Raw genomic sequence first — 22431 nt, 5'->3', positions numbered from 1 at the left:
ACGAGCAAACTCCCCTTCTGGCGACTTTGTCACTGCGCATTGAGAACGTATGTTACCACACGCCCCAGCAGTCAGGCTACCTACCTGAATTGGGTAATTAGTAGGGTCTGTTCTTTTCATCAGACTAGCTCCTCCAGCCTTCGCTGGGCACACGCTCGATCAACGTAAATCCAGCCCTTCCCAACATCTTTCTTATTCTAGCTAGCATTTTTAATTACCTCCTCTTTATATCAAATCCTAAACCCTAAACTCTAAATCCTAAACAAACCTAAAATTCTAAATCCAAATGTTTTAAACATTATTTTGTGTTTTGCCGATTTTTTATATGCTCACACATCTCCTCATAACTCTGCAGCCCATGCCATAATAGATTTGTTTCTTCTTCCAAGATTTCTATTTGAGTGCCATGGTGAGCTAAATTCAGTAGCTCAGCATAAGGCAAAACTTGTTTATATATTTTGTAATTTTTTGGAGTTTTCCTGTCATCTTTTTCAGCTATATTTTTATTAACAGGGACAAGTGTTTTAAAGCTTCTTATATATTCCTGTACTGTTTCGGACTGAATAAATTTCAAAAATTCTGAAGCCAGATTAAAATTTGTAGTCTTTCTTGATATTACAAATCCATCCACTAATAAAAGCGTTGCCTTGCATTTTTTCTCAGGTAGTGGAGCAATATCCCATGAAAAATCTTTGATTTTATTAAGAATACTGAATTCATAGTAACTTGCCATCATCATTGCAATCTTATCCCTTGAAAAAAGAGAGGAAGTCTTTTCCGATGGATCCCCAAATACAGGGGCTGCTTTCCACTTGTGCATTAGATTTTGTATGAAGCTTATTGCTTCTTGAGATTCAGCGCTGGATAGATCAAAAGACTTTCCATCATCTCTGAGTAATTTCCCTTCATTCTGGAAGATAAAAGCGGGCCAGCGGTTAAGAGTTGAGGAAAATAGAAATCCATATCTGTCAGAACCAGTTAATTTTTTCGCCTTATCTAAAAAATCATTCCAGTTCCATCCATCTTTTGGATAGCTAGTGCCCGCCTTGTCGAATATGTTCTTGTTATACGCCATTACAACAGGAGAGAAAGCTATTGGAAAACCATAATGAGTATTTGCAGATTTGAACGCATTCCATGGCTTAAGATAAGTGTTATCTTTGCATTGTTTGGCATATCCATTTAAAGAATGAAACTGATTAGGAGCATCAAAGTTTCTGAATAGTGATTCGCTTACCTTTATAACATCAACCTTATTATCGGAAATCAGTTCGGCAATGTTTCCTGGATATTCTTCTGAGGCAGGGAATTCTGTCCCTTCAATAGAGATGTTGGGATGTGATTTCTCAAACAGAGAAAATATTTTCTTCATTAAGTAGTGAGCTGGACTAGGTTCATAATATGCTATTCGGAGAGTATCTTTTTTCTTTTGCGATATAAACGTCCCAAGTTTCGGTCTTCTGTATAGGTACCCTTCTTCACATAACTGCTTCATTGCTCCTTGTATCACCGCTCTATTAACATTGTATTCAAAGGCAAGTTCAGTTTCAGTGGGAAGTTTGGCAATTGCCTTTCTTCCAGAAAGAAATCTTTTCTTAAGGATTTTCTTCATCTGAAGATATAAAGGTGTTTTGCTTTCTATTTCTATAGCGTCCATATTGTCTATTTGTTGTTTTGTTTATTTGTCTGTAATTTAACACACAGACAAAAACGTGTCAAGAAAAAAAGCAGAAATCAAGTTTTGACAATTTGAATACAACTGCTGGCTTTTGCTATCTTACGAATTTCAAGTTCATCCAGTCTTCGTATTTATGAAAATTAACCTCTGATAACTTAGAGCATGAACTCAGCTCTACTCCTTTGGGAAGATATACGGAATAATCGTAACGGGCTAAATGAAATAGCCATTGGTCTTTATTTTTTGGAGTTTTTTCTTTCAGTGTTGATAAGCTTGCAAATGGAATAGCTACTTCCATCTGCCAGTATTCGTCTACGTCTTCGCAGTTATTTAAAGTCCCTTTGATTTTTATTCCAACTTTTAGTCCTTTGCAGTTCCACTTTTTCCATCTGTGATCTGAACCTGCAGCATTTCTTTTTATGTTGAATGCATCGTAGACAGTGCCTAAAGCGTTAATCTCAAAATTATAATACGGCTCTTTTTTAAAATCCGTCTTAAGGAAAACTTCTAAAACATCCTCTCTGCATGTTGGGTCGTCTCTATCTTTAAAATATCCCCATATATCCTTATCATAGGCTTTAAATCCTACATATAAATACTTATCGTCCCAGAGCAGTCTAGCCTCTGTTTTACTTATTGGTTTTTTATGTGTGACAGGTATGTAGAAATCCAGTATTTTAGCTTTTTGCCATGCTTTCTCATTAAGAATACCATCGATCTTCATTTTCTCATTGATATAAAGACATTCATAGACTTTTGCTTTCATGTTTAGACTCTCCTTTTCCTGAGTTTCTTTTTTAATTCGTCTGCGATTTTTGGTTCTTTGTCAATAAGATTTACTTTCTCTTCTGGGTCATTTTTTAGATTATACAGTTCGTAATAATTGCTCTTTGGATCCTGACTGTATATAAGCTTCCACTGCGGTGTTCTGAGGGCCCACTTCATTCTTTTATCCCAATCCAGAGTCTGCATACCGCAAACCAATGTTTCGCAATGTGTCTCTTCTTCAAAATCAATGTCTTTTCCTCTGATAAGCGGCAGGAGTGAATGGCCTTCCGTAAGTTCAGGCATAGAATAACCTAATATATCAAATATTGTAGGCATTATATCCACCTGACTTACCTGAGTTTCTATTACCCTGCCCTGCGGCAATGCCTTTGGATATCTCATGATAAGAGGAATTCTTATGTTTTCGTCATACAGGGTTCCTGCCATTGAACAGGAGGCATGTCCTAATGATCCTCTTTCCAATATTTCTTCTCCGTGGTCTGAAGTTATGATAATTAATGTATCATCTAAGATGCCTAATTCCTCCAGCTTTTTTACGTATCTTTCTATTTCCATATCCAGGTTTCTTACTGCTCCGTCGTACAGAGCCACTATAGATGGTCTGTCTTCCTCGGATAAGGTAAATACCTTCCATGCACTAGCTGTTTTTGCATCCTGATATTTTTTACCAACAAATTCTGGATTTAATACATATCCATGTCCTGTCGTCTTTATTATATCCATGTATTTTCTAAAGTTATCAGTAAGTTTATTACCCTCAGATAAGAACAGTTTGTCATAATCAGGCACAGCGTTATATGCAATATGGGTGTAATACGGCATACACATCATAAAAAATGGTCTGTTTGTATAATCCTCTATAAGTTTATTGAAAATCTTATCCACTTTTGTTTCTATCAGGTATCCCAGAGGCCACCATGAATCAGCATGTTTCCCGCCTGTTGTATAACCATGTTCTTTAAGTATATTAAGAGGAGCTTTCCACTCATTATTCCAGCCTGTTTTTGCAAATTCAGCATAGTCATCGGGAGTTTGTTGACAATGGGTGGCGGGATAGAGTCCTGTATAAATGGAAACGACGCCTGGATGAGTATGCGCAGTTTGAGCAATTGCGTTTTTAAACACAACGCCCTCTTTTGCCAGTTTATCCATAAACGGAGAGGTGTTTTTAGAATAACCACAACAGCTGAGGTTGGTGGCCCTTAGAGCATCAGGCATGATTAGCAATATATTCATTGTTCTTCCATTGGATATTTACCGAACTCCTTAGCTGTATTAACCATTGCCAAAAAATTAGCAGGATTAACTGCAGAAATAATACTATTAGCAGACGAAAGAATATGTCCTCCCCGAGAGGCTCCTTTTTTGATGCACTCTTTTGTCGCCTCAACAACTTCTTCAACCGTTCCACGCGAAAGAAGATCTATATCCACATTACCAACTACACAAATATCATACTTTTCCTTAATCTTGTCAAGCTCCATTCCAGCACCGATCTCTACCGGACCAATAGCATCAACACCCGTTTTGATAATCATATCAATGATTTTCCATATATCTCCGTCTGTGTGTTTAATACAATAAGCTCCTGCTTTTTTTATTCCTTTAACAATGGCAGTCAATCCCGGTAGTATAAAACTTTCAAAATGCGCCGGAGACATCATAGGCCCTGTTTTACCGGCATAATCATCTCCAAGAATTACAATATCCACTCCTTCTTTTATGACCCTTCTGTGTAATTCAATATAATATTCTTCTCCAATTTTTGCGAGCTTCTTAACCAATTGAGGATTCAATACATAATCCATAAGTAAATCTTCTACTCCCCTTAGATACTGCTGCGGAGCAAACACACCTCCTCCAACCCATGCAATAGCTTTTTTGTCCTTGAATCTCTTAACAACTTCCCTAAGATCACCCAACGCGTCAGGATCATTGGGATCAGGAGGTGTATATGATTTTAGGTCTTGTTCTGCTTGTATGGGATATGGAGGAATAGGAACAGCCTTAACTTCTGTTGTGAAGGCTCTTGTCTCTCCCCATTTACCTTTGAATATTTTTTTATTTTTATCAATCCATTCTATCTTATCGGTATCTGTACTCATGCCTACACATACAACATCAAAACCTATTTCTTCAATAAAATCATAGTATGAGATGCCAGGATGAATTGCCTGTATGACCTTTTGATCCACAACCAGTTCCATTATAGGTACTCTGTCAGGCGTTCTACCTTCTAATGCGGCAAAAACTCGTTCTCTTGAGGTCATAATGAAATCCTTTCTATTTATAACTACCATATTTTTTAGCAGTCTGCATCATTATTCTTATATTTTGCTCCGGCGTTTGATAAGCAATACCTTCTTCAGAATTAAATATATAACCGCCATTTTTCTTGCCGCTTTCCATAATTCTTATGGTCTCTTTTTCTACATATTCAGAACTGCCTCGTTGTAATGTCTTGATGCCGTGAATATTGCCAAGCAGGCAGACTCTTTTGCCTACGGTCTCTTTAGCCTCCCTAATATCTATCCCTCCGCCTATACTAAGAGCATCCGGATACGTATCAGCCATTAATTCAAGATGCGGGAGAGATGATTCACCAGCGTGATAGAAAATGACGGCTCCCTCTTTTTTTAACGCTCTATTTAATTTTAATGCTCCTTCAGCAGCAAATGCAGAATAATGTTTTGGAGATATAAAACCAGAGGAAGCAACACAATCTCCCACCCAGATAGCATCTGCTCCGGCCTGAATTTGGGCTTTTCCCCATTCACTCATAAGTTCCAAAAAGAAATCTGCCGTTTTTTTAAACAATTCGGAGTCCTCAAAGAGAAGCATCAACGCCTTCTCTACTCCATATAATAATGCTACTGAACTGAATGGAGCAGCTACCCGGCCGCAAAGACAAATGGTATCTTTTAACTCTTCTTTAATCCTGCTTATTGCCTCAAGAAAAGCCGGCATTCTTCCATCGCGCTGGAAATCAGGGAGCTTTAAAGTTTTAAGTGTATCCCATGAAGCAGGTAAAAATTCATATGCACCTAAGGGAACATTTTCCTCTCCCTTTGTCTTTATTCCAAGGGGCTCGAATTCCATATTATCATCCGGATTAAGATAGACCCAATCATAATCAAATCGTTTTACAGCTTCTACTTCGCACTTAACGAGCTTATCAACATTGTAGGTATACTCTTCATAGGTCATTCCAGCCATTCGCACATTAAAAAGTTCTGCCAGAGCAAAAATCGGGACTTTTTTTGGAATACCTAGATCAACACATATTTTTATATCTTCCAGAACCCCTGAATATGCCATCTTCCTCTCTCCTTATTGTTTTTTACCAGTAACTGATGTTGCTGTATTTACAATATCCTCAACTGATAAGCCATATTCCTTCCTCAGGTATTTCTGGCAACCAATTTTCTTGCAGAATGCATCATTTAAACCCATCCTTTTGAAAGGGACTTTATGACAATCTGATTCAACCAGAATTTCTGCCACTGCGCCCCCCAAGCCACCCAGTATATTGTGTTCCTCTATTGTTATAATAGCGCCTGTCTGGCGTGCAGCAGATATTATGGCTTCCTTATCTAAAGGTTTAATTGTATGCATACTTAAGACACGTGCATTAATTCTGTTTTGTTCTAAGGACTCAGAAGCATCCATAACATAGGGCAGCATATCTCCTGTTGAAATTAATGTTAAGTCGTTTCCCTCTCGCATAGTAATTGCTTTACCAATCTCTAGGTCCGGGTCACTTTTATGAACTACAAGTTCTTTACCCCTTCCGACTCTCATGTAGCATGGCCCGTTATGTGCTGCTATTGCACGCGTTAGAAGTCTTGTTTCAACAGCATCTCCAGGAGAGAGAACTATTAAGTTTGGCAATGACCTCATAATCGCCAGATCCTGTTCACAATGATGAGAGGAGCCCAGTGCTCCATAGGCAACACCGCCGCCTATTGCTATAATTTTGACATTTACATTGTGATAACATACATCATTGCGCACCTGTTCAAGACATCTAATACTCACAAAATTTCCTATTGTATAAGTAAAAGCAATATTGCCTTCCAGAGCCAATCCGCACGCTATACCTGTCATATCCTGCTCGGCTACACCAACGTTAAAAAATCTGTCAGGGAATTCGTTTGCAAACGGTTCGACTGCGTTGAATCCAATATCTGCCAGTACCAGAAATATGCGTTCATCCTCTCTTGCTAATTCAACAAGTGTTTTATTAAATGCAGGTCTCATTCCGTCACCCCCAATTCTGAAAAAGCTTGTTTTAACTGCTCTTCATCCGGACTTTTATAATGCCACTCTACTTTATTTTCCATATAACTTACACCCTTTCCTTTTACTGTATTAGCTATAATGCAGCTTGGCTTTCCCTGTTCAAAAGGAGCACTTGATAATGCGTCATCAATTTCTTTATAATTATGTCCGTCCACTTCTTTTACTGACCAGTTGAACGCTCTCCATTTGTCTGCAAGAGGAGCTAAATCAAGAACATCCTTCACTGTGCCAAGCGCCTGAAGTTTGTTATAATCAACTATAGCAACAAGATTATCAAGTTTATGCTGCGGAGCAAACATAATTGCTTCCCATACCGAACCTTCATCACATTCTCCGTCACTGAGCATAACAAAAACCCGATATTGTTTCTTCTTATATTTTCCATTAATCGCCATTCCGCATGCCATGGAAAGTCCATGACCTAAAGCACCACTGGATACATCTACTCCAGGGACTTTGTGCCATACATGCCCCATAAGATGTCCTCCATCCTGATAATAGGTTTCCAGCCAATCCCTTGGGAAAAACCCTTTTTCTGCAAGCACTGCATAAAGACCTGCTGCTGCATGTCCCTTGCTCTGGATATATCTATCACGATCTTCCCATTTGGGATCGGATGGGTTTACCTTCATGATGCCTCCGTAGAGTACTGCAAGTATGTCTGCCATTGAGAAAGAAGCGCCTATATGAGCGCTTTTTGCCTTATAGATCATCTTAAGAACATCAACTCTGATTTGAGTAGCCAGTTTTTTATAATCTTCAATCTTGTCAGAATTCATAATAATTCATCTCCTATTTATTAACCATATCTATAATTCTTTGCAGTCTCATACAATGCAATTATATTTTCAACTGGTACATCTGCCTGTATGTTATGTACTGGATTTACCACATAGCCTCCATCTCTGCCGAGTATATTAATAGTTTCTCTCACTTCTTTTCTCACTTCATCAGGTGTACCAAAAGGAAATGTTTTTTGCGTATTGACTGCTCCGCCCCAGAATACTATCTTGTTCCCAAACTCTTTTTTAAGCTCCTCTCGATCCATATTATCCGCAGACCACTGAACCGGGTTATAAATATCAACACCTGCATCAATAAAGTAGGGGATGAGATCCTTCACACATCCGCATGAATGAATAAATATTTTTATATCATCAAATTTATGTATTGTATCTGTTACTATTTTCCATGCAGGCACGAAGAATTCTTTAAATAATTCAGGATTAAATTGTTCCTTTTTTTGTGCTCCGAAATCAGTACCACTTACAACTATAATATCAATATAATTACCTACTGCTTCTAAATATAACTTTATACGCTTGGACAATGCTTCTGCTTCTGCCATCATATATTCTTTTGCATGATTTGGGTCAAGAGCCATCTTTATTCCCCATCCTATAACTCCTCCATATCCTGCTGGCATTCCCCATGCTCCCGATATTCCCCCTGAAGACACAATAGCCTTATCAGTTGATTGTTTTAATATTTTAGCATTATTTTCTTCTGTTTTTAAAAATTCGCCTGAAAGAGGTTTTGAAAACACCCAGTCCTTTTTGTCTATATGAGATATGTCAAAATCTACTGTCTTAATGTCAGGATATTCTATTCTATCAAGATACCTGCATCCTTTGGGCATACGGCGAGTTTCTTTTTTCCAATTGGGAGTATCTCCTATAAGTAAAGTACCCTCTTCTGTAACCCTTGGGTTAAATTCACTTGGAACTTTAAATGTTTGTCCATCCCAGAATGTGTAATCTTTCCAATCACCATATTTTAATTCAAATTTTAGGCTCTGCATTGGCAACATAACAAAATCGCACCTTAATCTATCAAGAACTTGTAACTCAACTTCTGCAAGCATCTGGCTTAAATCAAATACTTTAACTTCATCAGATTTTATTCCTAGTCGTCTCTTTAGCTCTCTGTATATCCATGCGGAAATACCTGTCATTCTTGTTGACCCAAGATCAATAGCAGGCCTGTCAGGCACCTCAAAATTCAATACTTTTTTTACTCTTTCTCTTGATGTCATTTTAGATACTCGGGAATTTCACGAGCCCATATGGTCTTATATTTGGAAAAAATCTTAAAAAGTTTCTCAGCTGTTTTGAAGTTATCAGAGGTATACATACAAATAGGATGCATGAGGACTGTTGCAATGCCTCCTTTTTTCTCAATATCAAGAACCTGCTTCTCAACCATCCTGCCCCACTCTTCGATTGTATACGAGTCAGCTGTTGAGTCATCAGGCCAGGGCCAGTTTTCCTTCATATTATCAACATACTCCTTTGTCCTATGAGCATGATAGATATGATCATGATCCATGATGACATTCATAGGATGAGAAATCAGCCCCTCTTTCGTCTTTTCAGCGTAGATTTTGTTCCAGCTCGGATCATCGGAAATCATTTGAACTCCCATCTCCGCTAGCAAAGGATAGGTGTTTTCATCAAAAACCAGACCGTGACTGCGCCATGACACGATATTCTTGCCCGCCTTGGTCTTCACCACATCTATCATCTTCTGTATATCTTTTTTCTGCTGCAGGCAGGAACCATGTGTATAACTGTGCGATACAGGTGCTTTTCCTGTAATTTTACACCATGCTCTGTAAAGATTACTGATAGGCAATCCCCCATAAGTATGACCGCCAATTTCCACTAGCTCTGAATCTGCTATCGGCTTAAAATCTTCCCACTCTTCATCAAGCGTTTTTCCTGTTACATAAAAGGTTGCCTTTATTCCGTATTTCTCCAGAAGTTTAAGATATCTGCAGGATATCTTAACTTCCGAGTCATCCGTAATTTCTATATATTTCTGCTCGTTTGTGTTTAATGAGCCGTGATGGATATCACCAGTCAAACATATCATAATTAAGAAATCCCTTCCAAGCTGTCAAAAAAAGAAACCACCGGCACATCTGCCATTGTTCTGAGACCAGGGGCTGTATTAAGAATTGATTTTATAGCATTTATAGTTACAGCACATGTGGCTATATCTCCGTTAACGCCTCCTTCTATTGTTGAGTTTATATCTGGAGTTCCTTTTATCTGGATTGTATCATGCGAGTTTTTTTCGCCAATAGCTGCCCTGAACTCAAGCGTGATTAGCTGTTCTCCGTTAACATAACCCTTGCCAATCTGCTGGACTCCTCGGGCCATACCCTCGGATATCTTCATGACATCTGTTTTTATATCATGTTCTGCGACTACAGGTGTAAGAATATCTTCTGTTCTAGAGAGTTTCCATCCCATTTTGCTTGCAATCATATGCATTGATTCCGTAAGCCCGACATGGCGCAGAGTACCAGACTTCCTTTTCTCCTCAAATTCTTCCAAAGTAAGCCCGGCACCTATCTTTTTCTGAAACGGAATTCTTCTAAAGGAAGCATCCTGTATTCTTGAAACCTTTATGCTTTTAACATCCTGGCAAACTCCTGTCATTGCAATCGGCAGAAAATCCATAAGAAATCCAGGGTTTACGCCCGTCCCAAGAACTGAAACATTGTGGGACTTTGCTGCTTCATCAATTCTTTTTGCCAGTTCTGGAGAAGTCTCCCACGGGAATGATAATTCTTCACAGGTAGAAACAACGGGGATTCTGTATGAGAGGATTTCTTCAATCTGCGGGGTAATTCTTTCCATATCTGAGACCGTGGTCAATAAGGCAACATCAGGCTTGGAGTTCCCCATTGCAATATCCAGTGACTTGGAAATCTGTATACCCAGTTTGTCGATAGAACAGATCTCTCCTAAATCCTTGCCTACCTTATCAGGTGCAGAGTCTACTGCTCCTGCAATTTCAAGTCCTCTTCTTTTCAGAATGTATTTTGTAATTTTTTGGCCAAGGGGGCCTAACCCTATTTGTATAATTTTAATAGTATCCACCTTGTTTTCTCCTTTTTTTGTTATTTATTTGCAAATTTCTGAGCCTGTCCGATTATATCAACTTCTACTTCCTTACTCCATGCATCCAGGAGCTTTTTCGCATAAGGACCCGGATACGCATCCCCGATTTTGCGGCCATCGATCATGGAAATAGGCAGAATACAGTATGAAGTAGTTGTCCAGAATGCCTCTTCGGCGTTATAAGCGTCATATAAAGTAAGGTCTTTCTCTATAACCTTTATATTCATTTTCTCTGCCAGTTCTATAACAGTCAGTCTGCTGATACCGTTCAGAATATTCTTTGTTGTAGGAGTGAATAAGATGCCATCTAAGACAAAGAAGATATTGGCGCCTGTGCCTTCTGTTATATTTCCAGCAAGGTCAAGGAAAAGAGCAATAGCATCAGGATCTCTTTTTACAATCTCTAATTTTGCAAGAAAATGAGGAACTCTGTTGCGATTCTTGGCGCGTGAATCCAGATTTTGGGGGGATGTATTTCTAATTAAAGAGGTTACAACATGTTTCCCTTGCGTATAATATTTGACATACTCGCTATGCGGCATAGCACTGGAATAAACAATAACGGTCGGAGTCTTATCTATTTGTTTCATTAAAGGCATTGGGAATGTTTTCCCCGGTGTAACCTCTGCACACATCCACATATCGTCTTCTTTATCTGTAAGATGAATATTGGCATCCAGTACCTGAGACATAATATCCGCCATTTTCTCTTTTGTGATAATATCAGGTATTCCTGCGTAGCGTAAAGAGCGCTCAAGACGACTCAAGTGCTCATCGAGTTTAAAAAATTTGTGTTTAAAAGTTCTTACGGATTCAAAAAACGTAGCTCCATAGAGAAAGCCAACGTCAAAAACAGAAACCTTAGCTTCGCTTTCAGGAACCATTTCCCCATTTACATATACCAGTCTTTCCATTACGATTATCTCCTTTTGTTAATTTTTACAACCTTTCCTGTGCTTGCTGATTCATAGCAGGCTAAACCAACTTTTTGGCTCCATATGCCATCTTCACCGGAAGTAGAAGGTTTTGTATCGTTTATAATACAATCCGAAAAATGTTCTATTTCTGCCTGGTAGGTATTAATCGGTTTCGGGTTTATTATTTCGCTAGAGGAAATAGGTTCCCTTTTTTGGTCTGCATCGTATTGTTTCCCTTCCTCTTCAATATACAAAATAGCTTCTCCTCCATCACCCTGTCCTATTGTTCCCTTGCACAGAATACTTCCCTTTGTTCCATAAATTTCCAGCATATTTTTTGATGAATCATCAGGTATACTGAAGCAATTGTCAACAATACCTTGTGCGCTATTTTCAAATCGCATCAGGACAACTGCAGTATCCTCAACTTCATATTTATGAGCTAAATTGCCAGTAAAACAGGAAACTTCTGCTACTTTACTATCCAGTATAAATTCCAGAAGATCAATACAGTGTGTTCCCATATCCATGAGAGAGCCACCGCCGCCAAGCTCCTTTTTTTGTCTCCATGCGCCCTGTATCTCTGGATACCAGCAAGACAGTTGGGCTCTGGACATAACAATCCTCCCAAGCAAGTCCTGTTGTATCATCTCCTTAATTCTTGTATGAATCGTATGAAATCTCATCATATATCCAAGACAAAGCTTTACGTCTGCATCCCTGCAAATTTCAATCATCTTCTCGCATTCTTCAACAGTCATTGCCATGGATTTCTCACATAATATATGCTTTCCTTTATTAGCTGCTGCAACTACTTGCTTGCAATGCAGATTAACAGGAGTAGCAATATAAACAGCCTGAACATTTTTATCATCTAACAATTCTTCTTCTTTTGTATATGCTTTGACTTTATATTCATCTGCTACATCTTTTGCAATCTTTTCATCAATGTCCATAACAGCAACAAGTTCTGCATTCTTAGCTTTTGCAATTCCTTCAGGTATGGTTCTTCTTCTTGCTATGCCTCCTGCTCCCATAACTCCCCAGTTGACCATAACTTTCTCCTCTCTCTTCCATATCATAAAACCCTGAATTCCTTTCCTGCTCCATTTTCCTTCGCTTTTTTATATATCAAATGTCCTATTGCTATGTGATTTATTATCATTCCAGCATGTACAAACAATATTTTCTCATTATTATTTTCTCTACCTTTTTGTTTGCCAGCTATGATTTTCCCCAATTCAAGATGTGGTGTCTCTCTTGTAATTATGCCCCTTGATAAGAAATCCTTGAAACGATATCTTTCCAGAATATGCTCCCAATCATCAACTGTAAACTTGTCCATCTTATTGCATACGTCATCATACAATTCCCTGGCTCCGCATGCAGCAATAACCAAGCTACCTGGTTTAATCATGTTATATTTTATCAAAGGCACGGCAGGGTTAATTACTGTAACAACTATATCTGAGTTGCTGACAACTTCTTCTGCACTTTCAGCAGGCTGAATATCAACATCTGCTTTGTCACTCATTTCCTCAATATATTTTTCGAGAAATTCTTTTTTTGCGTCAAACACTTTTACAGTTTTAATATCAAAGAGCTCTTTTATAGCCTGAAGATGCGTTCTTCCCTGTGCGCCACAACCAACTATTCCAAGAACTTTCGAATCCGCTCTTGCAAGATACTTTGCTCCCACAGCCGATGTAGCTGCAGTTACCATTTCGGTTATTTTTGATCTTTCCATAACAGCTAAAGGTTGTCCTGTAACAGTATCGTTAATTATTTCAATTCCCGTGGCAAATGGTAAGCCGTATTTGGATGGATTATCCCTGAAAACCGCAGTCCATACCATCCCCGAAACATCCATGTTCTTTAAATATGCACAACCGTACATAAAATTCCCATGTCTTTCAGGTTGAATGTCTTTGAACTTCATTGGAATTAATGGCCCATTTTCTGTTTGCCCATTGCCCCATTCTCTTTGAGCTTCTTCTACGATATCTATTGCCTCTTTAACCTCGATGTTTCTTTCGACATCTTCTCTTGACAGGAATAAAACCTCAACTTCTTTTCTGCTCATTTTAAACCCTTTCTATTATTTATCTTTCTGTAGCCAACTGAAACCAGCTACCGCTCAGAGTAACCCGAATCGCTGTTAAAATCACAGCCTTTTCCCAAATTGTCTCGCTCTTTGCTTAATATCGGATTTTGCGAGATCTTTTTCTGTCTGAATATTGGCGACCACAAGGTGCCCGATATTTTTCATCCTGTGAAACTCAACCATTCGTTTGTAGCTTTCAACTACTAAATCTGCTCCCTCAAATTCATCTCCAGCTGCTGTTACTACAAGCCCGCATCTCTTGCCTTCCACAAAGGAAATATAACTACCGTCCTCAGAAAATTTCTCAAAACAATATGTTCGTTCAAGAAATGCTTTTGTCAGGGCAGAAACAGACCACGTAAAAACAGGAGTAGCAATCAAAATACAATCCGCTTCTAAAATCTTTGGATATAGTCTCTGCATGTCATCTTTAATAGAACATCCCGGTCTGTCAACTATTTTCTGACAAGCAAAACACTCTCTACAACCGGATATCTTCTGGTCTTGAAGATATACCAGCTCTATTTTATGTCCATTATTTTTCGCCTCTTCCAAGATCCAATTTAATACACGGGCAGTATTTCCCTTTTTTCTAGGACTGCCAAGAAATGCACAGATTTTCATATTATCACATCATTTCTTTTATGAGTTTGACTATACCCTCTTTTTGAGGTGTGCATGCTTTCTCCAGTATTGGCGCGTAAGGCATTGGAATACTTCTACCACCGAGAACACGCGGTGCTCCGTCAAGATAATCAAATGCATTTTCTACAACCTGTCTTACTATTTCTGCACCAACTCCTGCTATTGTAGGAGCTTCATGAACAACAAGTAATTTAGAGGTCTTTTTTACTGACTTCAGAATTGTATCTATATCAAGCGGGACCAATGTTCTTGGATCAATAACCTCTATACTGATGCTATCAGCAAGCTCTTTTGCCGCTTCCAATGCCTTATGGACCATAAGGGATGTGGCGACAATGGTAATGTCTTTTCCCTCATGTTTTACCTCTGCCTTACCAAACGGCACTGTCCACTCTCCTTCCGGAACATTATCTTTTATATTGTAAAGCATTCTGTGCTCTAAAAATATTACTGGATTATCATCCCTGATTGCTGTTTTTAGAAGTCCTTTTGCATCATATACTGTAGCAGGCATTACTACTTTAAGCCCTGGAGTATGCACAAACCACGCTTCCAGACTTTGTGAATGCTGCGCTGCTTCTGCAGTACCACTTCCACCCTGCGCTCGTATAACCAAAGGCATTTTTATCTTACCGCCTGACATATAACGGAGTTTTGCCGCCTGATTTACTACCTGATCCATACAGCATGTTATAAAATCTATGTACATTATTTCTGCTACAGGTCTCAGCCCTGTCATTGCAGCACCAACCGCAGTTCCCACTATTGCATCCTCTGATATGGGAGTTTGCCTTACTCTTTTTTCACCAAACTTTTCCCAGAGTCCTTTTTCCACTCCAAAAACGCCACCAAACGAACCTATATCTTCCCCTATGAGGAAAACATTCTCATCTCTTTCCATTTCCTCTCTTAAAGCTTCATTTAAAGCACCAAGATATGTTAATTCTCTCATATTACAAATACCTCCTTTTATGCCCACAGTCCTTCTTCAACTGTCTCTACAGCTGGCAGAGGACTCTTTCTTGCAAATTCTTCTGCCTCATCCAGCATGTTCTTGACTTTTTTCTTAATCTTTCCCATTTCAGTCTTTGTTATTACTTTTTCTTCCAGAAGCCTTTTCTCAAAACGCGGAATAGGATCTTTCTTTTTCCACTCCATAACCTCATCCTGCGGCCTTGTATCAGGTATCACCATACAGTGCGGATAATGCCTGTATGTCTTACACTCTATTAAAGTAGGACCATTGCCTTCTCTTGCTCTCTTTATCGCCTCATCCACAGTCTTATAAACTTCCTCTACATCGTTTCCATCTATTACCTTCCCAGGTATTCCATAAGCGGAAGCTCTGTCTCCGATATTCTCTATTGGTAAGCTGTAATTTATATAGGTAGTAGCTGCCCAGAGATTATTTTCGCATATATATACAACAGGAAGCTTCCACAAGGCAGCCAGGTTCAAGGATTCATGAAATGTTCCTCGCGCACCTGCTCCCTCAGCAAAGAAACAGAGAGTCACCTGTCCTGATTCTCTGTATTGACCTGAAAGTGCAGAACCAAGAGCTATAGGAAGACCACCACCTACAATGCCGTTTCCTCCCAACAATCCTTCCTCTACGCTGAAGATATGCATGGACCCGCCTCGTGCTCTGCTGTAGCCTGTTTCCCTGCCCATGAGCTCAGCCATCATACGCTTCAAGTCAGCTCCTTTGGCAATGCAGTGTCCATGTCCACGATGAGTGCTTACAACATAATCGTGTTTTTCCGCTGCAGCACAAGCTCCTGCAGCGATTGCTTCCTCACCTATATAATGGTGAAGAGCACCGACTATTAAACCCTCCCGAAAAAGCACCATTGTTCTCTCTTCAAAGAAACGTATCCTGTACATTAAATCAAGTAGTTTAGTTAATTTTTCCCCGTCCATTATATTATTCCTCCTTCCGCAATAATTCTTTTTCTGCTCTAGCTAATAGATCATCCAATGCCTTTCTTTTCTCCTCGGGTAATTCTCGAGATTTGTAATTTTTAAGATGACCTCTCCATACTTCATCACATCTATCAAGAATACTCTTTTCATCTCCTGATTCTGCATTCCCGCTTATAAATATGGAAGGAGACCATATGTCTCTAAAGTGGTTTAGCGTATAATCGCTGTTTAGAAACTCCTTACCATTAGATATGCCCTCACAGAATTCCTTAAAATCCATAGAACTATCATTAATCTCACATTGCTTTCTAAGAAAATATTGAGATTTTTTTATTTCAATATCCATAATTGCCTGTGTTGGAGACCCTGCTCCTGCAATGTTTAATACTCCAACGCCAGGATAAAAAGCCTCATTCAAGTTCATAACTTTACTAAAAGCACTTCCAGAAAAAAAGTTTTCGTATACTGCCTGAAGTCCGGGAACCTTTGCAGTAGTCATGTAATCCGGGGTTGTTCTTATCTGAGAGCCAAAGAAATCATCAAATAATTCCCTAACACCTGCATTCACAATGGCTCCTTCTGGTCTGCACATGGTTGCATTTGCAGTTTTCATATCAAGGACAGATGTAATCATTCTGCCTGTAATTTCTGCCTCAGGATCTAAACAATATGCAGCTATCATTCCCCCAAGAATTTCAGCTGCTCCCAAAATGATTGAATCTGATAGCGACACTGGTGTAGAAACCCCAAGAGTTATCATGGAAGCAACATAATATCTTCCCACCCCTCTATTTTTTCTCTCAATCATTTCATCTGCAGATCTTGCCTCAAGCATTAAAGGAGAAGTCATACACTGTGAGCCGTGAAGATATGGACATCCTTTTGGATTTTCTCCCATAATATCACCAATTTCTATCAGATACTTTACCTGTCCAATAGAAATTGACTCAACTCCTCCTACTTTATCCGTAAGTTTTAAGGCTTCGATCAATGATGATATTCTTTCTGTTTCCTGAGGCACATCCTGACGGTACCAGGCTGGAACATATCCTACTTCAGGAATTGCATGGGCTAACTTCATCATATTAGTCAATATCTCTGTATTTACTGGAACCTCTTTATGTTCCTTGTAATCATAAAGCTTGGTTGGACCATCATCAAAAATATTTGTTATAAATTCTGATTCTAATTTCTTTTTCACCACATCTTTTCTACCACTCCAAAGAAGAAACTTGGTATATGCAGCACCAAACTCCAGAGTCATTTCAAGGAATTCTTTTTCATCCTCTTTATCTGATTTTTTTTCTTGAGAAGTGGAAAACTCTTTAATTAATTCTTCTGGAATTTTTAGGCGGCTGTTTGGAGCTTCAGAACACCCATTACCAAGCAAAATCTTTTTCATTTCTTCGCAATCAACTTTCATACCTACATTACTGAGCATGCTACACACCTTGTCCCTGAGTTCTTCTTTTTTTGTTATGCTTAACATTTTACAACCCTCCCTTGTTTTATTCATTACTCTAACATTTGCTTATATTGTGGGTCTCCTAGTAATAGTAGCTTTTGATTTTTTCACCTCCATGGCAACCAAAATCCTCCGTCTACACGCAGACATGCACCAGTGATGTAATCGGCGGCGTCAGAAGCGAGAAAAGCCGTAGCTTTGCCGATGTCTTCGATTGTAGCTAATCGTCCCCATGGTAACTCTTCCCCCTCTTTTTTTATCTCTTCCTCTGTATAGAATGCGCGTTCTCCCGGCGTGTCCGTAGATCCTGGTTCGATTACATTAACGTTGATATGGTATTGTGCTAGTTCCGCTGCCATTGTATAGCCCATCTGATTGATGGCGGCTTTCGCCGTATTGTAAGCCAATGAGTTTATTTTCGGGATGGAAGCATGAAGTGAACTAATAATAATAATTTTTCCACCCTGACCCTGTTCGACCATGACAGATGCAATCAGCTGACTGCAATGGAACACACCCCAGAGACTGACATTCAAGACGTGCGCCATATCTTCAACAGATATCTCCAAAAACGGCTTGTGAACACTTGCTGCAGCATTATTGACAAGAATGTTAATCTTGCCAAATTTTTCTCGCACTGCTTGCACCATATCCTTAACTTCCTGCCTATCTGCAACATCCAGTGGGACAACAATTGCTTTGCGCCCTATCTTTTGAACAAGCTCTGCTACTTCTTGTGATTCTTCTGGATATGCACAGTCCGTCACAACAATATCTGCGCCAGCTTTTGCCATTTCCAGTGCACATCCGCGTCCAATTCCACGTGCTGCTCCAGTAACAATCGCAATCTTGTTTTCCAAATTTACCATATTTATTCCTTTTTTAAAGCGATCTGAGATTTTCGAATCTCCATATTAAGCATTGCCTGCGTCGGCGAACCTGTACTCATAAGCCAAAGTGTTTCATTGCATCAGAGATTGCCTGCTCCATCTTTTTAAGCATCTCATCTGCTTCATCCTTAGATAGAATAAGAGGTGGGGCAATTACAATAATATCTCCGTTGTTGCGAAGTATCATTCCAAGCTGCCAGCAGCGTTCCCTTATCCATTTACCTACTTTGAGTTTTTGGTCCAGAGGTTTTTTTGTCTTTCTATCAGATACCAGCTTTACCGCTAGAAGCATTCCTATTCCGCAAACATCGCCTACAATAGGATACTTATACAATTTCTCCAGTTCTCCCTTTAAATATTTCCCCATTTTGACAGCTTTTGCTACGAGATTCTCTTTTTCAATTATATCTATATTAGCCAAGGCTGCTGCACACGAAACCGTATGACCGCCAAATGTGCTTCCGCTTTTCAATTCATGTCCAACTCTCTTAAATACCTTATATATTTTCTCTGTCATTACAGCGGCGCCCAAAGGAGCAAACCCGCCTGCTAAGCTCTTGCCAAGAGTTATAATATCAGGGGTTACATCCCAGTGTTCACATGCGAACATTTTTCCCGTTTTAGCAAATCCTGTCTGAACCTCGTCAAATATCAGTACTATTCCATATTTATTACAGAGTTCCCTTACGCCTTGAAGATATCCTTCAGGAGGAATCGGATATGCTGTATTCGATCCGGGCACAGGATCCATTATCATACCTGCGATTGTCTCCGGTGTTTCAAATTGCATTAAATCATCTAACTCCTTAAGGCAGACTTTTCCGTATTCTTTCGAACCCATACCTTCCGGACACTCGCAGTCGCGAGCGGCCTTTGCAAATATAAATCCAGGCATCAACGGCTCAAGATATTTCTTATACGAAGGTATACCTGTAGCTGATGCAGCGCCTAAGGTTGTCCCATGATAGGAGAATCTTCTTGCAATAATTTTCCACTTACTAGGTTGTCCAATCTGTAGTTGGTATTGCTTGGCTATCTTTATAGCTGTTTCATTAGCCTCTGAACCGCTGTTAACAAAGAAAGAGACTGAAAGGTCTCCAGGTGTAATTTCTTCTAGTTTCTTTGCCAGCTTGATAAGAGGTAATGTAAAGCTATCCACATAATTGGGGAAAAACTCCAGCTTCTTCATTTGTTCATATACTGCCTCTCTTACCTCCGGACGATCATGTCCGCATATCGATGTAACCAGGGTTGCGAATGTATCAAGATATTTCTTGCCCTCCACATCATAGATATAACAGCCCTCTCCCTTTACAAATATTTTAGGACCATTTACAAGCAGTTCGTCATTCTTAGCGGAATGCGGGCATATATAGCGCAAAGCATCTTCTTTCAATTGTTTAATTTGTTCTCCTGTAAACTTTTCATCTCTCATTTTAAATCCTCCTATGATTCGTTATAGTTTATAGGTTATATTCTCTCTTTACTCTCCATGATCGCCGCGATCTCCAGTAGCCACACGCAGAACTCGGCAGCGTGGTCAACATAGTAGAGAAGTTCATCCGGATCACTGATCTCATCACGCCAACTGCCATCTGGAAGTTGTGTCTCCACGAGGAAGTCGCAGAACTGATACGCAGCATCTCTTGCCCTCTCGTCGCCGGTAATGGAGTAATAGATCGCCGCGGCAAAGGCGGTCTTTCCACTGAAGACGAAAGCGAACTTGTCGTCGTAGCAACGCAGATTAAACTCGAAGAACGGCTTCGCGTAATCCAGCCACGATGTCTTCCCTGTCGCCTGATACAACCGGCACATGAGCATCATGGGAAGTCCCAGCTCATAGTAGTTCTGCTTGGGCTTGGCGATATCGACTATCAGTGCCTTTGGATCCTCCTTCTCGGTAACCAGCTTGCCGTCCCCGGTCATCTGGCAGTAGAACCTGTTCTTATCAGGCTGTTGCTCCAGCATGCTGATACAGCACTGCGCGGTCTTTTCCGCCACATCAAGCTTACCAAAACTGAGCGCCGTTATCCCCATCCAGGCCGTGGACACCGACCGGATCAACTTGTCGGCAGTGTACCGCGGAAAGCCACCACAGGGCGCCTGGTAGGAGAAGAGAAATGATCCGAGCGGATAGGAAACATCGAACCGTCCCAACCGCTGGGCTCCGTGAACCAGCCATGCAAGTTTGTAGACGTCCCCGAGGTAATCCTTCAGTTGCCCGTCGGATTGCAGCGTGTTCTTCTTGACCCAGTCCAGGAGTCGCTGTGTCTCACTGAAACGACCGGCCAGCGGCCATGAGTAAACCTGCTTGTGGTAGGCGTTCTTGACATACCCATCCCAGATGTATCCACCGTCAGACAGCTGGTACCTGATCGTGAACTCGACGGCTTTGACGGCCGCCTCACGATAGCGCTTGATTCTCTGACTCAGATCCATAATACTTCTCCTTTCCTTTTTTTCTTCCTACAAAATCACATCAGTTCTTCCATTTCAAATATTTTTCGCAACAGGAGCGTAGTAGCACCCAAGGACGCTCCTTCATCGCCCAGTTTTGCTGGAACAAGTTTTAGATTATTGTAAAAGCTAGGCATTGTATAATGTTTGAGAGTCTCATCTATAGAATTAAAAAATATATTCCCAAGCCTAGTTAGTAAACCATCAAGAATTATGTGAGATGGGTGTATTACATTTACTACATTGCTTATACTTAATCCTATATAATGGCCTACTTCACAAACAATATCCTTTGCAGTAGCATTCTCTTTATTTAACAGCTCTATAATTTCCCCAAGATTTGTGCTTTTTAAACCCAATTCTTTTTTTATTCTTCTCTCGAGAACCTCTAATGATGCAACAGTTTCAAGACATCCTCTATGCCCGCAACGACACAAAGTGCCTCTCTCGTCTATTATTGTATGTCCTAGTTCTCCTGAACTCATATTTTCACCATAATGAATGTGCCCTTCCGCAAAGATAGCACAGCCTATCCCCAGGCCCATATCAAGAAGAATGAAGTTATCTATTTTTTTAGCAGCTCCAAACCACTTCTCTGCCAAAGCCTTGGATCTGGCAGAATCTTCAATCTCAACTGGCGCAGAATATATCTTTCGCAATATTTTCTTCAGGTTCATTCCCTCCATGGATGGGAATAAAGCAGATTGTATCACTGTCTCCATCTTTGCATCCATTATACCCTGAACTGCTATTCCTATACCCAGTAGCTTTGAATGTTCTGCCTGTTCAGTAAGTGACAGTATAGATTTTTCAAATACATCAATAACTGTTTTTCTTGAGGCTCCTACCTTTAGGGGAAATTGTCTTTTTATCAATATATTGCCTTTTAAATTAGATAGGATTGCTAAAATCTTTTCCCCATCCATGTAAAGCCCTATACACTGTCTTGCATTTGCATTGATATTAAGTAATTCAGGACATCTACCTCCAGTTGAAGATTTATAACCAATAGAACTTATAAGATTTTCCCCAATAAGTTCTTTAGTTAGGCTTGTAACAGTCTTTCCGTCCAATTTTGACTTTTTTGTAAGCTCTATCCGCGACAGAGGACCTTCTGTATTCAACAGATTCATTATTCTCAACCTGTTGATTTTTTTCATTGTATTTAAATTGCAGGTAATGGTTCTCATAACTAAATTAGCCTTATTAGAATGTCTCTAAAAAGTAATTATAAAAAATAAACTAGTTTTTGTCAAGCCAACGAATTCTGGTGTCAGTTAAAATTTAAAAGTGCACAGTTTTTAAGCGATTTAAGTTTTAAAAGTGCACACCTAAAAAGCCCCCAAGAAT

At 39.7% G+C, this 22431-nt stretch carries 21 protein-coding genes; all 21 read right to left on the bottom strand.

Annotated features, from left to right (window positions below; genetic code table 11):
* Positions 1 to 298 precede the first annotated feature (298 nt).
* The 21 genes from Q7J67_04105 to Q7J67_04005 all read right to left on the bottom strand — a co-directional run bounded on the left by Q7J67_04105 (position 299) and on the right by Q7J67_04005 (position 22214).
* Positions 299 to 1657 carry an extracellular solute-binding protein gene (locus Q7J67_04105; protein ID MDO9464462.1) on the bottom strand — a complete coding sequence of 453 codons (1359 nt, stop codon included), beginning with the start codon at positions 1655 to 1657 and terminating at the stop codon, positions 299 to 301.
* Between the two features lie 115 nt (positions 1658 to 1772).
* Complete coding sequence (locus tag Q7J67_04100; protein ID MDO9464461.1) at positions 1773 to 2444, bottom strand: carbohydrate-binding family 9-like protein; 672 nt, start codon at positions 2442 to 2444, stop codon at positions 1773 to 1775.
* Between the two features lie 2 nt (positions 2445 to 2446).
* On the bottom strand, positions 2447 to 3703 hold the full coding sequence (locus tag Q7J67_04095) for a sulfatase (protein ID MDO9464460.1): 1257 nt from the start codon (positions 3701 to 3703) through the stop codon (positions 2447 to 2449).
* Positions 3700 to 4737, bottom strand: a complete 1038-nt coding sequence (locus Q7J67_04090; GenBank protein ID MDO9464459.1) for a uroporphyrinogen decarboxylase family protein — start codon at positions 4735 to 4737, stop codon at positions 3700 to 3702. Before Q7J67_04090 ends, Q7J67_04095 begins: the two co-directional genes overlap by 4 nt.
* A gap of 13 nt (positions 4738 to 4750) precedes the next feature.
* Complete coding sequence (locus tag Q7J67_04085) at positions 4751 to 5785, bottom strand: uroporphyrinogen decarboxylase family protein (GenBank protein ID MDO9464458.1); 1035 nt, start codon at positions 5783 to 5785, stop codon at positions 4751 to 4753.
* Between the two features lie 12 nt (positions 5786 to 5797).
* On the bottom strand, positions 5798 to 6727 hold the full coding sequence (locus tag Q7J67_04080) for a transketolase C-terminal domain-containing protein (protein ID MDO9464457.1): 930 nt from the start codon (positions 6725 to 6727) through the stop codon (positions 5798 to 5800).
* Positions 6724 to 7548, bottom strand: coding sequence for a transketolase (locus Q7J67_04075; protein ID MDO9464456.1), 825 nt, complete (start codon positions 7546 to 7548; stop codon positions 6724 to 6726). The genes Q7J67_04080 and Q7J67_04075 overlap by 4 nt, the downstream gene beginning before the upstream one ends.
* Positions 7549 to 7568: 20 nt before the next feature.
* Complete coding sequence (locus Q7J67_04070; GenBank protein ID MDO9464455.1) at positions 7569 to 8804, bottom strand: uroporphyrinogen decarboxylase family protein; 1236 nt, start codon at positions 8802 to 8804, stop codon at positions 7569 to 7571.
* Complete coding sequence (locus Q7J67_04065; GenBank protein MDO9464454.1) at positions 8801 to 9643, bottom strand: polysaccharide deacetylase family protein; 843 nt, start codon at positions 9641 to 9643, stop codon at positions 8801 to 8803. The genes Q7J67_04070 and Q7J67_04065 overlap by 4 nt, the downstream gene beginning before the upstream one ends.
* A 2-nt stretch (positions 9644 to 9645) precedes the next feature.
* Positions 9646 to 10659: a dihydrodipicolinate reductase gene (locus tag Q7J67_04060; GenBank protein MDO9464453.1), complete on the bottom strand. Its 1014-nt coding sequence runs from the start codon at positions 10657 to 10659 to the stop codon at positions 9646 to 9648.
* Between the two features lie 20 nt (positions 10660 to 10679).
* A complete protein-coding gene (locus Q7J67_04055; protein ID MDO9464452.1) occupies positions 10680 to 11594 on the bottom strand; it encodes an aminotransferase class IV in 915 nt (304 codons plus the stop codon).
* Positions 11595 to 11599: 5 nt separating this feature from the next.
* Positions 11600 to 12679, bottom strand: a complete 1080-nt coding sequence (locus Q7J67_04050) for a Gfo/Idh/MocA family oxidoreductase (protein MDO9464451.1) — start codon at positions 12677 to 12679, stop codon at positions 11600 to 11602.
* Positions 12676 to 13680 carry an ornithine cyclodeaminase family protein gene (locus tag Q7J67_04045; protein ID MDO9464450.1) on the bottom strand — a complete coding sequence of 335 codons (1005 nt, stop codon included), beginning with the start codon at positions 13678 to 13680 and terminating at the stop codon, positions 12676 to 12678. The genes Q7J67_04050 and Q7J67_04045 overlap by 4 nt, the downstream gene beginning before the upstream one ends.
* Before the next feature lie 81 nt (positions 13681 to 13761).
* Positions 13762 to 14325: a flavodoxin family protein gene (locus Q7J67_04040; protein MDO9464449.1), complete on the bottom strand. Its 564-nt coding sequence runs from the start codon at positions 14323 to 14325 to the stop codon at positions 13762 to 13764.
* 4 nt (positions 14326 to 14329) lie between these two features.
* Positions 14330 to 15298: an alpha-ketoacid dehydrogenase subunit beta gene (locus Q7J67_04035; GenBank protein ID MDO9464448.1), complete on the bottom strand. Its 969-nt coding sequence runs from the start codon at positions 15296 to 15298 to the stop codon at positions 14330 to 14332.
* Positions 15299 to 15315: 17 nt separating this feature from the next.
* On the bottom strand, positions 15316 to 16266 hold the full coding sequence (locus tag Q7J67_04030) for a thiamine pyrophosphate-dependent dehydrogenase E1 component subunit alpha (protein MDO9464447.1): 951 nt from the start codon (positions 16264 to 16266) through the stop codon (positions 15316 to 15318).
* 4 nt (positions 16267 to 16270) lie between these two features.
* Complete coding sequence (locus Q7J67_04025; GenBank protein ID MDO9464446.1) at positions 16271 to 17758, bottom strand: trimethylamine methyltransferase family protein; 1488 nt, start codon at positions 17756 to 17758, stop codon at positions 16271 to 16273.
* Between the two features lie 83 nt (positions 17759 to 17841).
* Complete coding sequence (locus Q7J67_04020; protein ID MDO9464445.1) at positions 17842 to 18603, bottom strand: SDR family oxidoreductase; 762 nt, start codon at positions 18601 to 18603, stop codon at positions 17842 to 17844.
* A gap of 76 nt (positions 18604 to 18679) precedes the next feature.
* On the bottom strand, positions 18680 to 20059 hold the full coding sequence (locus tag Q7J67_04015; protein MDO9464444.1) for an aspartate aminotransferase family protein: 1380 nt from the start codon (positions 20057 to 20059) through the stop codon (positions 18680 to 18682).
* A 35-nt stretch (positions 20060 to 20094) separates the two neighbouring features.
* Positions 20095 to 21063, bottom strand: coding sequence for a hypothetical protein (locus tag Q7J67_04010; GenBank protein MDO9464443.1), 969 nt, complete (start codon positions 21061 to 21063; stop codon positions 20095 to 20097).
* Positions 21064 to 21098: 35 nt separating this feature from the next.
* Positions 21099 to 22214, bottom strand: coding sequence for an ROK family protein (locus Q7J67_04005; protein MDO9464442.1), 1116 nt, complete (start codon positions 22212 to 22214; stop codon positions 21099 to 21101).
* Between the last annotated feature and the right edge of the window lie 217 nt (positions 22215 to 22431).

This window comes from bacterium (assembly GCA_030652805.1).
Taxonomy (GTDB): Bacteria; JAHJDO01; JAHJDO01; order JAHJDO01; family JAHJDO01; genus JAHJDO01.
Note: the sequence above shows the minus strand (reverse complement) of the source record. Positions and strands in the feature narration are given on the sequence as shown.